Origin of the sequence: Variovorax boronicumulans NBRC 103145 (genome assembly GCF_001591345.1) — a bacterium.
Classification (GTDB): Bacteria; Pseudomonadota; Gammaproteobacteria; order Burkholderiales; family Burkholderiaceae_C; genus Variovorax; species Variovorax boronicumulans.
In genome coordinates, this window is sequence record NZ_BCUS01000009.1 from 40,387 (window position 1) to 54,524 (window position 14,138).

At 66.5% G+C, this 14,138-nt stretch carries 13 protein-coding genes; 5 read left to right on the forward strand and 8 right to left on the reverse strand.

The features are described 5' to 3' along the window. Positions 1–2 precede the first annotated feature (2 nt). The 5 genes from VBO01S_RS04495 to VBO01S_RS04515 form a co-directional block, all read right to left on the reverse strand. Entirely contained in the window at positions 3–2,402 is a 2,400-nt protein-coding gene (locus tag VBO01S_RS04495; RefSeq protein ID WP_062471089.1) for a 3-hydroxyacyl-CoA dehydrogenase/enoyl-CoA hydratase family protein, read from the reverse strand. A 467-nt stretch (positions 2,403–2,869) separates the two neighbouring features. Beyond that, the gene (locus tag VBO01S_RS04500; RefSeq protein WP_062471092.1) at positions 2,870–3,304 is read right to left on the reverse strand and encodes a DUF2147 domain-containing protein; all 435 of its coding nucleotides are present in this window, start codon (positions 3,302–3,304) and stop codon (positions 2,870–2,872) included. A 43-nt stretch (positions 3,305–3,347) separates the two neighbouring features. Then, a complete protein-coding gene (locus tag VBO01S_RS04505) occupies positions 3,348–5,144 on the reverse strand; it encodes an acyl-CoA dehydrogenase C-terminal domain-containing protein (RefSeq protein WP_062471095.1) in 1,797 nt (598 codons plus the stop codon). Between the two features lie 75 nt (positions 5,145–5,219). Continuing rightward, positions 5,220–5,924: a TetR/AcrR family transcriptional regulator gene (locus VBO01S_RS04510; RefSeq protein ID WP_062471099.1), complete on the reverse strand. Its 705-nt coding sequence runs from the start codon at positions 5,922–5,924 to the stop codon at positions 5,220–5,222. 149 nt (positions 5,925–6,073) lie between these two features. Then, a complete protein-coding gene (locus VBO01S_RS04515) occupies positions 6,074–6,832 on the reverse strand; it encodes an SDR family oxidoreductase (RefSeq protein ID WP_062471102.1) in 759 nt (252 codons plus the stop codon). A gap of 107 nt (positions 6,833–6,939) precedes the next feature. Between VBO01S_RS04515 and VBO01S_RS04520 the strand changes: the two genes are divergently transcribed. After that, positions 6,940–7,827 carry a LysR family transcriptional regulator gene (locus VBO01S_RS04520; RefSeq protein ID WP_062471105.1) on the forward strand — a complete coding sequence of 296 codons (888 nt, stop codon included), beginning with the start codon at positions 6,940–6,942 and terminating at the stop codon, positions 7,825–7,827. On the opposite strand, the gene VBO01S_RS04525 is transcribed toward VBO01S_RS04520, so the two are convergent. Genes VBO01S_RS04525 through VBO01S_RS04535 form a run of 3 tightly spaced genes read right to left on the reverse strand, consistent with a single transcriptional unit; the run spans position 7,817 to position 10,181 of the window. Then, positions 7,817–8,665: a fumarylacetoacetate hydrolase family protein gene (locus VBO01S_RS04525; RefSeq protein WP_062471108.1), complete on the reverse strand. Its 849-nt coding sequence runs from the start codon at positions 8,663–8,665 to the stop codon at positions 7,817–7,819. The two genes, VBO01S_RS04520 and VBO01S_RS04525, sit on opposite strands and share 11 nt — an antisense overlap. A gap of 29 nt (positions 8,666–8,694) precedes the next feature. Continuing rightward, positions 8,695–9,450, reverse strand: coding sequence for an SDR family NAD(P)-dependent oxidoreductase (locus VBO01S_RS04530; RefSeq protein ID WP_062471111.1), 756 nt, complete (start codon positions 9,448–9,450; stop codon positions 8,695–8,697). After that, a complete protein-coding gene (locus tag VBO01S_RS04535) occupies positions 9,447–10,181 on the reverse strand; it encodes an SDR family oxidoreductase (RefSeq protein WP_062471114.1) in 735 nt (244 codons plus the stop codon). Before VBO01S_RS04535 ends, VBO01S_RS04530 begins: the two co-directional genes overlap by 4 nt. A 164-nt stretch (positions 10,182–10,345) precedes the next feature. On the opposite strand from VBO01S_RS04535, the gene VBO01S_RS04540 reads away from it, so the two are divergent. From VBO01S_RS04540 to VBO01S_RS04555, 4 genes are read left to right on the forward strand one after another with little or no spacing between them, the layout of a single operon-like run. Continuing rightward, the gene (locus VBO01S_RS04540) at positions 10,346–11,053 is read left to right on the forward strand and encodes a FadR/GntR family transcriptional regulator (protein WP_062471117.1); all 708 of its coding nucleotides are present in this window, start codon (positions 10,346–10,348) and stop codon (positions 11,051–11,053) included. Between the two features lie 47 nt (positions 11,054–11,100). Further along, positions 11,101–12,111: a sialic acid TRAP transporter substrate-binding protein SiaP gene (locus VBO01S_RS04545; RefSeq protein ID WP_062471120.1), complete on the forward strand. Its 1,011-nt coding sequence runs from the start codon at positions 11,101–11,103 to the stop codon at positions 12,109–12,111. An 11-nt stretch (positions 12,112–12,122) separates the two neighbouring features. Continuing rightward, positions 12,123–12,680, forward strand: a complete 558-nt coding sequence (locus VBO01S_RS04550; protein WP_062471123.1) for a TRAP transporter small permease — start codon at positions 12,123–12,125, stop codon at positions 12,678–12,680. A 60-nt stretch (positions 12,681–12,740) separates the two neighbouring features. Continuing rightward, positions 12,741–14,138, forward strand: coding sequence for a TRAP transporter large permease (locus VBO01S_RS04555; RefSeq protein WP_062471126.1), 1,398 nt, complete (start codon positions 12,741–12,743; stop codon positions 14,136–14,138).

Below are 14,138 nucleotides of genomic sequence, written 5' to 3' on the forward strand. Positions count from 1 at the left end.
CCTTAGTTGCGCACGGGCTTGCCGGTGCTGAGCATCCCCATGATGCGTTCCTGCGTCTTGGGGTGCACGATGAGCGAGCAGAACGCCTTGCGTTCCAGCGTCATCAGGTATTCCTCGCTCACGAGCGAGCCCGCGTCCACGTCGCCGCCGGTGACCACGTTGGCGATCAGGCTGGCAATGTGGAAGTCGTGCGCGCTGATGAAGCCGCCGTCGCGCATGTTCACCAACTGGCCCTTGATCGTCGCGGCGCCGCTGCGGCCGGCCACGCGGAAGGTGCGGCGCAGCGGCGGGCGGTAGCCGGCGTCGGCCATGGCCTTGGCCTGCTGCAGTGCCACGTAGAGCAGCTCGTCCTTGTTCGGCACGATCACGTCGCTGTCGAGCAGATAACCGAGCTTCTTCGAGTCGAGCGCACCGGTGCCGACCTTCGCCATCGCCGCGGCGGTGAAGCCTTCGGTGAGGAACGGCAGCAGGTCGGTGCCCGTCGAGGCCGATGCGTTCTCCGCAGCGCGGCGTGCGATGTAGGTCAGGCCGCCCGCGCCGGGGATCAGGCCCACGCCGACTTCGACCAGGCCGATGTAGCTTTCCATCGCGACGACGCGCTTGGCCGAGTGGATGGCCAGCTCGCAGCCGCCGCCCAGCGCCATGCCGCGCACGGCGGAGATCACCGGCACATTGGCGTAGCGGATCTTGAGCATGACGTTCTGCAGCTCTTCCTCCGCGCCTTCGACCGCGCCGATGCCCGCGACCACGAAGGCCGGCAGCATCGCCTGCAGGTCGGCGCCGACCGAGAACACATCGTCGGGCGACCAGATCACCAGGCCCTTGTATTCGGCCTCGGCCAGGTCGACCGCGGCGCCGAGCGCCTCTGCCACGTCGGGACTGATGGCGTGCATCTTCGACTGGATGCTCGCGATGAGCACTTCGCCGTCGAGCGTCCACACGCGCACGTCGCCTTCGTCGCTGATCGTCGTGCCGGCCGTGTTGGCATCGGCCGCGTTCGCGCCCAGCACGCTCTCGGGGAACAGCTGGCGGTCGTGCACGGGCAGCTTGCGCTGCGGCACGAATTTGTTCTGCGACGCGCTCCACGAGCCTTCGGGCGTGTGCACGCCGCCGGCCTGCGCGACCGGGCCTTCGAAGACCCACTTGGGCAGCGGCGCCGTGCTGAGTGCCTTGCCAGCGTCGATGTCTTCCTGCACCCACTTGGCGACCTGCGCCCAGCCGGCTTCCTGCCAGAGTTCGAACGGGCCCTGCTTCATGCCGAAGCCCCAGCGCATCGCGAAGTCGATGTCGCGCGCGCTCTCGGCGATGTCGGCCAGGTGCACGGCGGCGTAGTGGAAACCGTCGCGCAGGATCGCCCAGAGGAACTGGCCTTGCGGTCCTTCGCTCTCGCGCAGCAGCTTCAGGCGCTCGCCCGCGGGCTTCTTGAGCATGCGGCCGTACACCTCGTCGGCCTTGGCGCCGGCGGGCACGTACTCGCCGCTCTTCAGGTCGAAGCGCAGGATGTCGCGACCGGCCTTCTTGAAGAAACCGGCCTTGGTCTTCTGACCCAGGTTGCCCAGCTCCAGCAGCTTGGCGAGCACCGGCGGCGTCGCGAAGTTGGCGTAGAACGGATCGGTTTCGGCGTTCAGGTTGTCCTGCAGCGTCTTCACGACGTGGGCCATGGTGTCCAGGCCCACCACGTCGGCGGTGCGGAAGGTGCCCGAGCTGGCGCGGCCCAGCTTCTTGCCGGTGAGGTCGTCCACCACGTCGGGCGTCAAACCGAACTTCTCGACTTCCTTCAGCGTGGCCAGCATGCCGGCGATGCCGACGCGGTTGGCGATGAAGTTGGGCGTGTCGTGCGCACGCACCACGCCCTTGCCGAGCGTGCTGGTGACGAAGGCCTCGAGGTCGTCGAGCACCTGCGGCTGCGTGGTGGGCGTGTTGATCAGCTCCACCAGGAACATGTAGCGCGGCGGGTTGAAGAAGTGAATGCCGCAGAAGCGCGGCTTCAGGGCTTCAGGCAGCGCTTCGCTGAGCTTGGTGATCGACAGGCCCGAGGTGTTCGAGGCCAGGATCGAATGCTTGGCCACGTGGGGCGCGATCTTCTTGTACAGATCGAGCTTCCAGTCCATGCGCTCGGCAATGGCTTCGATGATGAGGTCGCACTCGCCGAGCTTGGCCAGGTCGTCTTCGTAGTTGGCCTGCTCGATCAGGCCCGCGTCGGCCACATCGCCCAGGGGCGCGGGCTTGAGCTTCTTGAGGTTGTCGATGGCGCGCGTGACGATGCCGTTCTTCGGGCCTTCCTTGGCGGCCAGGTCGAACAGCACGACAGGCACGCGCACGTTGACGAGGTGGGCGGCAATCTGCGCGCCCATCACGCCGGCGCCGAGCACGGCGACCTTCTTCACTTGAAATCGGGACATGGCTGAGTTTCGAAGTTATGAATCAGTTCGGGAAACACCGCGGAACCGGTTTGGCCGGACCGCTGGTGCTGCCCCTTGAGGGGGAGGCTGCTACACGAAGTGAGCAGCTACGGGAGTGGGTCAAGCTATCAAAAAACAAAAGGGAACCTCCGCTGCATCGGTGATGCGCTACGCCGAGTCCGACTCGGCACCTGGTGTCGATGGCGATTCGTCTGCTTCCAGTGAGTTTGCAAAGAGAACCAGTCCTCCAAAACCCAACAGACCGCAGATCGCCCAACCGAAACCGACCCACCACGGGAATGCCATCGCGCCGCCGCCACCTCTGTACCCGGGTGCAAGGGGGACAGTTGCGAGTACCCCAATAAAGGTGATGACAGCGGCCGCACCAGCAGCAACCACCACGAGAGCAAGGCCACCGATCAACTTTCCCGACGAGACGCTCATGTCACCTGCCCTCCGTTGCACACTTACTGCACACGGTTCCAGGTTTGGGTGCGCCAGAAGGGGCCGAGGTAGCCGCGGACTTCGAGCTTCTTGCCGCCGTCGATCGGCGTGAAGCTCGCGCGGTATTCCTTGCCGTTCTCGGGGTCGAGGATCTTCCCGCCTTCCCAGACGTCCTTGCCCTCGGCCTTCTTGCCGCCACGGATGATCTCCAGGCCCGCGATGGGCTTGCCCTTGCGGTCGTCGGCGCATTCGTCGCAGGTGGCGTCGGGCTTGGTGTCTTTCTTCAACGACTTCTCGATGCGCCCGAGCAGCGCGCCGTTGGCGTCGGCGATGCGGATCTCGGCCTTGGCCTCGCCGGTCTTGTCGTCGACGTTGCGCCACAGGCCCACCGGCGTGCTCTGGGCCATGGCCGAGACGGCGGTGACGGTGAACAAGACGGCTGCAAGCGTTGCTTTCATGAGCGGGCTCCCGGTGGGTCGATGAAGAAAGGCTGTGTGTCGCTTAGGCGAGTGCGGCGTCGGTGTCCATCAACACCTTGCTGCCGGCGCGCGCGGTACGCATGAGCATCACGGTCTCGGGGAACAGCTTGGCGAAGTAGAAGCGCGCGGTCTGCAGCTTGGCGACGTAGAACGGATCGTTGTTGCCGGCGGCGATTTCGCGCAGGGCCACTTGCGCCATGCGGGCGAACAGGTAGCCGAACACGAAGTGGCCGGCCACGCGCAGGTAGTCGACGGCGGCGGCGCCCACTTCGTCGGGGTTCTGGAAGCCCTTGAAGCCGATCTCGGTGGTGAACTTGGTGAGCTGGTCGCCCAGCATCGCGATCGGGTTGATGAACTCGGCCATCTTCTCGTTCACGCCTTCTTCTTCCACCAGCTTGGCGACGAGCTTGCCGAACTTCTTCAGCGAGGCGCCGTTGTTGCCCAGGATCTTGCGGCCCAACAGGTCCAGCGACTGGATGGTGTTGGTGCCTTCATAGATCATGTTGATGCGGTTGTCGCGCACGAACTGCTCCATGCCCCATTCCTTGATGAAGCCGTGGCCGCCGAAGACCTGCATGCACGAATTGGTCGCGATGTGGCCGTTGTCGGTGATGAAGGCCTTGACGATGGGCGTCAGCAGCGCGACCAGTTCGCCGCTGTCCTTGCGCACCTTCTCGTCGGGGTGGTTGTGTTCCTTGTCGAGCAGCAGCGTGCAGAAGATCTGCAGCGCGCGGCCGCCTTCGGCGTACGCCTTGGCCGTGAGCAGCATCTTGCGCACGTCGGGGTGCACGATGATCGGGTCGGCTTCCTTGTCCTTGGCCTTCACGCCCGACAGCGAACGCATCTGGAGGCGGTCCTTGGCGTAGGCCAGGGCGTTCTGGTAGGCCACTTCGGTCAGGCCGAGCGACTGGTTGCCCACGCCCAGGCGGGCGGCGTTCATCATCACGAACATCGCGGCCAGGCCCTTGTTGGGCTCGCCCACCAGCGTGCCGGTGGCGCCTTCGATCACGATCTGCGCAGTGGCGTTGCCGTGGATGCCCATCTTGTGCTCCAGGCCGGCGCAGAAGATCGGGTTGCGCTCGCCCAGCGAGCCGTCGGCCTTGACGTGGAACTTCGGCACCACGAACAGGCTGATGCCCTTGCTGCCCTTGGGCGCATCGGGCAGGCGAGCCAGCACCAGGTGGATGATGTTGCTCGTCATGTCGTGCTCGCCGGCCGAGATGAAGATCTTGCTGCCGGTGATGCGGTAGGTGCCGTCCGCCTGCGGCTCGGCCTTGGTGCGCAGCAGGCCCAGGTCGGTGCCGCAATGGGGTTCGGTCAGGCACATGGTGCCGGTCCACTCGCCGCTCGTGAGCTTGGGCAGGTAGGTCTTCTTCTGGTCGTCGGTGCCGTGCGCGGCCAGTGCCTCGTAGGCGCCGTGCGACAGGCCCGGGTACATGGTCCAGGCCTGGTTGGCGCTGTTGAGCATTTCGAACAGGCACTGGTTCACCACGAACGGCAGGCCCTGGCCGCCGAAGGCCGGGTCGCACGACAGCGCGGGCCAGCCGCCTTCGACGTACTTGGCGTAGGCGTCCTTGAAGCCCGTGGGCGTCTTGACTTCGTGCGTGGCCTTGTCGAGCACGCAGCCTTCTTCGTCGCCGCTGATGTTCAGCGGGAAAGTGACTTCGGCCGCGAACTTGCCGGCCTCTTCGATCACGGCGTTGATGGTGTCGGCATCGGTCTCGGCGTGGGCCGGCAGTGCCTTGAGTTCCTCGGCGACGTTGAGCACTTCGTGCAGCACGAACTGCATGTCACGCACGGGGGGGTTGTAGGTAGGCATCCGGGACTCTCCTGGTCGAAGCTAGATAGATTGGAAAAAACGAAAACGGAAAAACGAAACGGGCGGCCGTGGCGCTCAGCGCACGGTCTTGAGCCGGCGCGTGCCGCGCGCGGCGGGCGCGGACTCGGCGGCATTGGAAGCAGGCGGCGCGTCCGGCGTGGCGGCGCGCGCAAGGATGTTGTCGAAGCCGACGTTGGCGCGCCCGATGGAGCCGGGCACCTGCAGGAAGCGGGCTTCGTAGTGCAGCGCGAGGATCAGGCCGTGGATCTCGAAGCCGACCTGGCGCTCGTCGGCGTCGGCGCGCAGGTGGCCTTCGGTCTTGGACTGCACGATGGCGCGCAGCACGGCGGCCTGCCAGATGCTGACCGACTCGACCAGCGCGTCGCGCACCGGGCCCGGGCGGTCGTCGAATTCGGAGGCGCCGCTGATGTAGATGCAGCCCGAGTCGATCTCGGTCGAGGTGCGCTTCATCCAGTTGGCGAACATGGCGCGCAGGCGCGGCAGGCCGCGCGGCGCCTGCAGGGCGGGGAAAAACACTTCCTGCTCGAAGCGCGCGTGGTACTCGCGCACCACCGAGATCTGCAATTCCTCGCGCGAGCCGAAGTGGGCGAACACGCCCGACTTGCTCATCTTGGTGATCTCGGCCACGGCGCCGATCGACAGGCCCTCGAGCCCGATCTGCGCGGCCAGCGCCAGCGCGGCATCGACGATGATGGCCTTGGTCTGCTGGCCCTTGGGGGCGGCGCGGGCCGGCTTGACGGGAACGGCGGTGGCGGACATCGTGAAAGCTCCGAATAAAACGAACGGTCGTTCTATTTTGCAGGGGCTTTGCACTTTTGACCGCAAATGACCTTGGGCCGCGGTAGGTTAATCAAGGTTAGCCAAAGCAGGGGGCGACCGCCAGGGGGCCGCACCCTGCCCCCGCGGACTCAAAACTCCTGCGACACGGGCCGCAGCACGACCTCGTTGATGTCCACATTGGCCGGCTGCTCCACCGCGTAGACGATGGCGCGCGCCACCGAGTCGGCGGGGATCTGGTTGGCGTCGTAGAAGGCCTTCACGCCGGCGGCGCTCTCGGCGTCGCTGCTGCCGAACTTCAGCTCCGAGTCCACCGCGCCGGGCGACACGATGGTCACGCGCACGCCGCTGTTGCCCACCTCCACGCGCAGGCCTTCGGAGATGGCGCGCACCGCGTGCTTGGTGGCGCTGTAGACCGTGCCGATGGGCGTGAACACCTTCAGCCCGGCAATCGACGCGACGTTGACGATGTGGCCGCTGCCCTGCGCCTGCATGCGCGGCAGCACGGCGGCGATGCCGTAGAGCACGCCCTTGATGTTGACGTCGATGGTGCGGTCCCACTCGTCGACCTTGAGTTTGTCCAGCGGCGACAGCGGCATCACGCCCGCGTTGTTGACCAGCACGTCGATGCGGCCGAAGGCCTCGACGGTGGCGGCGGCGAGCTTTTCGAGGTCGGCACGCTTCGCTACGTCGGTGGCCACGGCGATGGCTTCGCCGCCGGCCTCGCGGATCTCGGCGACGACCTGGTCGAGCCGGTCGGTGCGTCGGGCCGCGAGCACCACCTTGGCGCCGCGTGCGGCCAGGTGGCGCGCCGTCGATTCGCCCAGGCCGCTGCTGGCGCCGGTGACGATGGCGACCTTGCCCTGGATGTTGTCTTGAATGGAAGTCATGGAATTTCCTTGGGGTGTGTTGAAGAAGTGCATGCAGTGTGGAAAATCCACGCGTTCCAGTAAATGAAACTCTGGCGACTTCAGAATTCCCAAAAAAGGAACACCCCATGTCCAACCGCCTCGAAGCCCTGCGCGTGTTCTTCACCGCCGCCGATGCCGCCAACTTCCGCGAGGCGGCCGTGCGGCTGTCGGTGTCGCCGCAGGTGGTAACGCGCGCCGTGCGCGAACTCGAGGAAGAACTGGGCGAGCCGCTCTTTCACCGCAGCACGCGCGGCGTGCAGCTCACCGATTTCGGGCGCCAGCTCGCCGAGCGCGCCCGCGTGGCCGTGGGCGGCGTGGACGAACTTTTCCACCGCATCGACCGGCGCGCGCTGTCGCAGCACACGGGCACGGTGCGGGTCACGGCGCCGCATGTGTACGCCCGGCTGATCCCGCAGGCGCTGGCGCCGCTGCTGGCGCAGCATCCCGGGCTGGTGCTCGACCTGCGGCTGTCGGAGCAGCATGCCGACGTGGTCGACCAGCAGATCGACCTCGGCGTGCGCGTCGGCCCGATGCGCGACGCGCGCTTCGTGGCCCGGGGTGTGGGAAAGATGTCGCTGTGCGTGGTGGGCTCACCCGCACTCATCGAGCGGGTCGGTGCGCCGCGCACTGTCGATGCGCTGTCCGGGCTGCCGGTGACGGCGCTGATCGACCACAGCTCGGGCCGGCCCTGGCCGTGGGCCTTCAGCAAGAAACGGGTGTTCACCGTGTCGTCGCCCGCGTTCGTGACGGACAACATCGACGCCGAATGCGCCGCGGTGCTGGCGGGCATCGGCTTCGGCCAGCTCATCGGGCCGCTGGCGCAGCCGTGGCTGCAGTCGGGTGCGCTGGTGGAGGTGCTGGCGGCCGAGGCGCCCGAGCCCTGGCCGATCCACGTCTACCGTCCGCAGCGCGCGCCGGTGCCGGCGCGCGTGCGGCTGGTGTACGACGAGCTGGTGCGCGTGCTCAGAGCTTGAAGGGCACCACTTCCTGGCGCTGCTCGCCCAGGCCTTCGATGCCCAGCGTCATCACGTCGCCCTTCTTCAGGAACAGCGGCGGCTTCATGCCCATGCCGACGCCGGGCGGCGTGCCGGTGGTGATCACGTCGCCGGGCATCAGCGTCATGAACTGGCTCACGTAGCTCACGAGCTTGGCCACGCTGAAGATCATGGTCTTGGTGCTGCCGGTCTGCACGCGCTGGCCGTTCAGGTCGAGCCACATCGCGAGCTTCTGCGGGTTCTCGATCTCGTCGCGCGTGACGAGCCAGGGGCCGATGGGGCCGAAGGTGTCGCAGCCCTTGCCCTTGTCCCAGGTGCCGCCGCGCTCGATCTGGTATTCACGCTCGCTCACGTCGTTGATGGTGCAGTAGCCGGCCACGTAGTCGAGTGCGCTCTTTTGCGACACGTAGCGCGCCTTCGTGCCGATGACCACGCCGAGCTCGACTTCCCAGTCGGACTTGACCGAGCCCTTGGGCAGCATCACCGGGTCGTTCGGGCCCTGGATGCAGCTGGTGGCCTTCATGAAGACGATGGGTTCCTTGGGCACCGGCAGGCCCGATTCGGCCGCGTGGTCGGCGTAGTTCAGGCCGATGGCGATGAACTTGCCGACGTTGGCCACGGGGCTGCCGAAGCGCGGCTTGCCCTTGACCAGCGGCAGCTTGTCGAGCTTGGTCTTGCGCAGCTTGGCAAGAGCGGCATCGCCGAGCTGGTCGGGACCGATGTCCTTGACGACGGCGCTCAGGTCGCGCAGCTTGCCTTCGTTGTCGATGAGGCCGGGCTTTTCTTTGCCGGGGTTGCCGTAGCGGACGAGTTTCATGCGTTCCTTTCAGTGCATTGAATGGGGAATCAGTAGGTGGAGCGGCCGCCCGACAGGTCGAACACGGCGCCGGTGGAAAAGGAGCAATCGTCGGTGCACAGCCAGCCGACCATCGCCGCCACCTCTTCCACGGTGCCGAAGCGGCCCATGGGAATCTTCGAGAGCATGAAGGCGATGTGGTCGGGGGTCATCTGGTCGAAGATGGCGGTCTTCACCGCCGCGGGCGTCACGCAGTTCACGCGGATGCCGGTGTCGGCCAGCTCCTTGCCGAGCGACTTGGTGAGCCCGATGACGGCGGCCTTGCTCGCACTGTACGCGCTGGCGTTGGGGTTGCCGTCCTTGCCCGCCACCGAGGCGATGTTGACGATGCGGCCTTCACCCTTCGCGCCCTGTTTGCGCATCTGCGCCACCACCTCGCGACAGCACAGGAACACGCCGGTGACGTTGACCTCCATCACCTGGCGCCACTCGTCCACCGGGTAATCCCACAGCTTGACGTTGGGCCCGGTGATGCCGGCGCTGTTGACCAGCGCATCGATGCGCGGCGCGTGCGCGAGCGTGGCCGCCACGGCTTTCGCGACCGAGGGCTGCTGCGTCACGTCGACCTTCAATGCGAAGGCCTTGGCGCCGAGCGCTTCGGCCGCGCGACCGGCGGCGGCCTCGTCGCGGTCCCACAGCGTGACGCTGCCGCCCGAGGCGACGAGCCGCTGCGCGATGCCGAAGCCCAGCCCCGTGGCACCACCGGTGACCACGGCGTGGCGGCCTTCGAAATCGAGCCGGTTCATATCGTGATGCCGCCGTCGACGGTGAAGTACTGGCCGGTGGCGAAGATGGATTCGTCGCTGGCCAGGAACACCACCACCGGCGCGATCTCCTCGGCCTGCGCGAGCCGGCCCATGGGCTGGCGCGCCACGAAGGCCTTGCGCGCGGCCTCGGGGTCGGCGTTGGCGTTGATGCGATCGCCCAGCGAGGGCGTGTCGACCGTGCCCGGGCACACGGCATTGCAGCGGATGCCGCGGGCCACGTAGTCGGCCGCCACGCTCTTGGTGAGGCCGAGCACGGCCGCCTTGGTGGTGCCGTAGACGAAGCGGTTGGGCAGGCCCTTCATGCTGGAGCACACGCTGGCCATGTTGATGATGCTGCCGCGCCCGGCCGCGAGCATGCCGGGCAGCACGGCCTGGATGGTCCACATCTGCGCGCGCACGTTGAGGCGGAAGGCAAAGTCGAGGTCGTCGTCGCCGGCCTGCTCGATGGTGCCGTTGTGCACCACGCCCGCGCAGTTGAAGAGCACGTCGAGCGTGGGCAGCTGGGCCACGACCGCGCCGATGGCGGCCTTGTCGAGCACGTCGAGCTTCAGGGCCGTGACGTTCGCCACGCCGGCGTAGGCCGACAGCAGCTGCTCGTTGACGTCGGTGGCCCACACATGGGCGCCCTCGGCCGCGAGCGCCAGCACGCTGGCGCGGCCGATGCCCTGGCCGGCGGCGGTGACGAGCACGGTCTTTCCCTTCAATCTCATGTCGGTGTCTCCTGGGGTGTTCTGCGGATGCGGGGTGGGTTCGGGTTAGGCCCGATGGGTCACAACTGTGAATCGCCGTATTCTGAATTGGCCTTACCACTTGTCCAATTCAGGACAACCCTTAAGCCGATCCACCGCCTCGCCCGCACCCACACCCTGCTCCCGTGCCGCTCCAGACCGTCGAACCCCAACGCCTCTATCGCCAGATTGCCGACCAGCTCCGGGGGCTGATCGCCAAGGGCGAATTCGACGTGGGCGCGCGCCTGCCCGCCGAGCGCGACCTGGCCAAGCAGCTGGGCGTGAGCCGGCCCTCGGTGCGCGAGGCGCTCATCGCGCTGGAGGTCGAGGGCTGGGTCGAGGTGCGCACCGGCTCGGGCGTGTACGTGCTCGACCGCTCGCACCGCGCCAGCGCGCCGGTGGCGCCCACCGAGTGGGGGCCGCTGGAGCTGATCCGCGCGCGCCGCGTGATCGAGGGCGAGACCGCCGCCATCGCCGCGCTCTCGGGCAAGCGCAAGGACGTGGACGCGATGACGCGCGCCATCGCCACCATGCGCGAGATGGCCGACCGCAACGTCATGCCGCTGGACGGCGACCGCGCCTTTCACCTGGCCATCGTCGGCGCCAGCGGCAACGTGGTGCTGGTCGAGACAGTGCAGGGCTTCTGGGATTCGCGCCGCGGCCCCATCTTCACGCGGCTGGGCGGCTACTTCGAGACCGTGACCTCGTGGCGCGCCGCCATCACCGAGCACGAGGCGATCCGCGACGCCATTGCCGCGCGCGACGCCGACGCCGCGCGCAGCGCGATGCACACGCACATGGACAACTCGCACCACCGTTTCAGCGCGAGCTGGCGCCGCGCCAAGCCCGCCTGATTTCTCGCCAGCCTTCCTGCCAGTTCACTACAACGGAGACACACCCCATGATCAGCAGCAGCAAGAACAGCAAACGCACCGCCCTCAAGGCCCTGGCCGCCTGCGCCCTCGCGGCAAGCGCGCTCGGCGTATCGGGCATCGCCTCGGCGCAGACCAAGCTCAAGTGGGCGCACGTGTACGAGACCTCGGAGCCCTTCCACAAGTACTCGGTGTGGGCCGGCGACGAAATCAAGAAGCGCACCAACGGCCGCTACGAGGTGCAGGTGTTCCCGGCCTCCACGCTGGGCAAGGAAGCCGACATCAACCAGGGCCTGACGCTGGGCACGGTCGACATCATCTTGTCGGGCGCAAGCTTCGCGGGCCGCACCTACACGCCGCTGGCGATCTCGTACTTCCCGTTCATCTTCCGCGACGCGGAGCACCAGCTCAAGTACGCGAAGAGCGACGTGTTCAAGGAACTCGCCAAGGGCTACGACGACAAGAGCGGCAACCACATCACGGCGCTGAGCTACTACGGCGCGCGCCACGTCACCTCGAGCGCCGCACGGCCCGTGGCCAAACCCGAGGACATGAAGGGCCTGAAGATCCGCGTGCCCGACGCGCCGGCCTACCTGGCGTTCCCGAAAGCGCTGGGCGCCAACCCGACGCCGATCGCCTTTGCCGAGGTGTACCTGGCGCTGCAGAACAACACGGTCGACGCGCAGGAGAACCCGCTGCCGACCATCGAAGCCAAGAAGTTCTTCGAGGTGCAGAAGAACATCTCGCTCACCGGCCACATCGTCGACTCGCTGCTCACCATCACCTCGGGCCCGCTGTGGGCCAAGCTCTCGGCGGAAGACAAGAAGATCTTCACCGAGGTGATGCAGGAAGCCGCCGAGAAGACCGGCCGCGAAATCATCGCGTCGGAAGCACGCCTGGTGGAAGAGTTCAAGAAGAAGGGCAACAACGTGATCACGGTCGACAAGAACGCGTTCCGTGAAGCGGTGCTCAAGGCCACCAAGCCCACCGACCAGGGCTACCGCCAGCAAGACTACGACCGCATCCTGGCCATCAAGTAAGCGAAGCGGCCATGACCGAACAGAAGATCATCGACGACGAAGGCCACTTCCACGCGGAAGACGAAGTGGTCGACCTGTCGGACACCATCGCCGAAGGCTGGATTTCCCTGGCCTTGTTCTGGATGCTGGGCCTGACGGTGTTCTACCAGTTCGTCACGCGCTACGTGATGAACGATTCGGCGGCCTGGACCGAGGAAGTGGCGCGCTACATGCTCATCGGCGTGGTCTTCGTCGGCGCGGCGGTGGGGGTGGCGAAGAACAACCAGATCCAGGTCGACTTCTTCTACCGCCACATGCCGCGTGCGATGGGCCGTGCGCTCTCGATGGCCGTCGATGTGCTGCGCACCGCCTTCTTCGTCGCGGCCGTCGCCATGACGGTGCAGATGATGCTGAAGATCGGCAACCAGACGCGCATGACCATCGTCGACCTGCCGATGAACGTGGTGTACGCACTGTGCGTGTTCGGCTTCGCCGCGATGGCGTGGCGTTCGCTGCAGGTGCTGCGCATCCACTGGCAGCGCGGCTACAGCGTGCTCGAACAACCCGAATCCACCTTGCACGACCGCTGAGGCGGCGCGCGCCGGCACACCTCGGTCAAACAAGGAGGCCACGCCTCCCGACGGAACCTCATGCTGAAAATCATCTTCCTGTTCTTCATGGCCGGCGGCATTCCGGTGGCCATCGCCATGGCCGGCGCCTCGCTGGTCTACATCCTCGTGAGCGACAGCACGCTGCCGCCCTTCGTGGTGATCCACCGCATGGTGAGCGGCATCGACAGCTTTCCGCTGCTGGCCGTGCCCTTCTTCATCCTGGCCGGCAACCTGATGAACAACGCCGGCATCACCACGCGCATCTACAACTTCGCACTGGCACTGGTGGGCTGGCTCAAGGGCGGCCTGGGCCACGTGAACGTGCTGGGCTCGGTGATCTTCGCGGGCATGAGCGGCACGGCCATTGCCGATGCAGCCGGCCTGGGCACCATCGAGATCAAGGCCATGAAGGAGCACGGCTACTCCACCGAGTTCGCGGTGGGCGTGACAGCCGCCTCGGCCACGCTGGGCCCGATCATTCCGCCGAGCCTGCCCTTCGTGATCTACGGAATGATGGCCAACGTGTCGGTGGGTGCGCTGTTCCTGGCGGGCCTGCTGCCGGGTGCGCTGATGGCTATCCTCATGATGCTCACGGTGGCGTACTACGCGCACAAGAACAAGTGGGGCGCCGACGTCAAGTTCTCGCGCACGCGCCTGTTCAAGGCGCTGATGGAGCTGGCCGTGGTGGTCGGCTGGCCGTTGCTGCTGTGGGTGCTGGTGACCAAGCTGGGCACGCCGCCGCAGCTCACGGTGTTCGCGGGGCTGGCTTCGCTCTTCGTGCTGGACAAGATCTTCAGCTTCGAGGCGCTGCTGCCCATCATGACACCGGTGCTGCTCATCGGCGGCATGACCACGGGCCTCTTTACGCCCACCGAGGGCGCCATTGCGGCCTGCGTGTGGGCCATGATCCTGGGCTTCGCGTGGTACCGCACGCTCTCGTGGAAGATGTTCATCAAGGTCTGCCTGGACACCATCGAGACCACGAGCACGGTGCTGTTCATCGTGGCGGCGGCCTCGATCTTCGGCTGGATGCTCACGGCCACGGGCGTCACCACCAGCATCGCGAGCTGGGTGCTGAGCTTCACCCAGGAAGCATGGGTATTCCTGCTGCTGGCCAACCTGCTGATGCTGTTCGTGGGTTGCTTCCTGGAGCCGACGGCGGCCATCACCATCCTCGTGCCCATCCTGCTGCCCATTGCCACGCAGCTGGGCGTGGACCCGATCCACTTCGGCCTCGTGATGGTGCTCAACCTCATGATCGGCCTGCTGCACCCGCCGATGGGCATGGTGCTGTTCGTGCTGGCGCGCGTGGCGGGCCTGAGCTTCGAGCGCACGACGATGGCCATCCTGCCCTGGCTGGTGCCTCTCTTGCTCAGCCTGGGCGTGATCACCTACATGCCCAAGCTGGTGCTCTGGGTTCCCAAGATGTTCTATTGA

What these genes read in the sequence shown, in the direction of transcription:
- VBO01S_RS04495 (WP_062471089.1), bottom strand. Translation starts at nt 2,402, where the DNA reads ATGTCCCGATTTCAAGTGAAGAAGGTCGCCGTGCTCGGCGCCGGCGTG.
- VBO01S_RS04500 (WP_062471092.1), bottom strand. Translation starts at nt 3,304, where the DNA reads ATGAAAGCAACGCTTGCAGCCGTCTTGTTCACCGTCACCGCCGTCTCG.
- VBO01S_RS04505 (WP_062471095.1), bottom strand. Translation starts at nt 5,144, where the DNA reads ATGCCTACCTACAACCCCCCCGTGCGTGACATGCAGTTCGTGCTGCAC.
- VBO01S_RS04510 (WP_062471099.1), bottom strand. Translation starts at nt 5,924, where the DNA reads ATGTCCGCCACCGCCGTTCCCGTCAAGCCGGCCCGCGCCGCCCCCAAG.
- VBO01S_RS04515 (WP_062471102.1), bottom strand. Translation starts at nt 6,832, where the DNA reads ATGACTTCCATTCAAGACAACATCCAGGGCAAGGTCGCCATCGTCACC.
- VBO01S_RS04520 (WP_062471105.1), top strand. Translation starts at nt 6,940, where the DNA reads ATGTCCAACCGCCTCGAAGCCCTGCGCGTGTTCTTCACCGCCGCCGAT.
- VBO01S_RS04525 (WP_062471108.1), bottom strand. Translation starts at nt 8,665, where the DNA reads ATGAAACTCGTCCGCTACGGCAACCCCGGCAAAGAAAAGCCCGGCCTC.
- VBO01S_RS04530 (WP_062471111.1), bottom strand. Translation starts at nt 9,450, where the DNA reads ATGAACCGGCTCGATTTCGAAGGCCGCCACGCCGTGGTCACCGGTGGT.
- VBO01S_RS04535 (WP_062471114.1), bottom strand. Translation starts at nt 10,181, where the DNA reads ATGAGATTGAAGGGAAAGACCGTGCTCGTCACCGCCGCCGGCCAGGGC.
- VBO01S_RS04545 (WP_062471120.1), top strand. Translation starts at nt 11,101, where the DNA reads ATGATCAGCAGCAGCAAGAACAGCAAACGCACCGCCCTCAAGGCCCTG.
- VBO01S_RS04550 (WP_062471123.1), top strand. Translation starts at nt 12,123, where the DNA reads ATGACCGAACAGAAGATCATCGACGACGAAGGCCACTTCCACGCGGAA.
- VBO01S_RS04555 (WP_062471126.1), top strand. Translation starts at nt 12,741, where the DNA reads ATGCTGAAAATCATCTTCCTGTTCTTCATGGCCGGCGGCATTCCGGTG.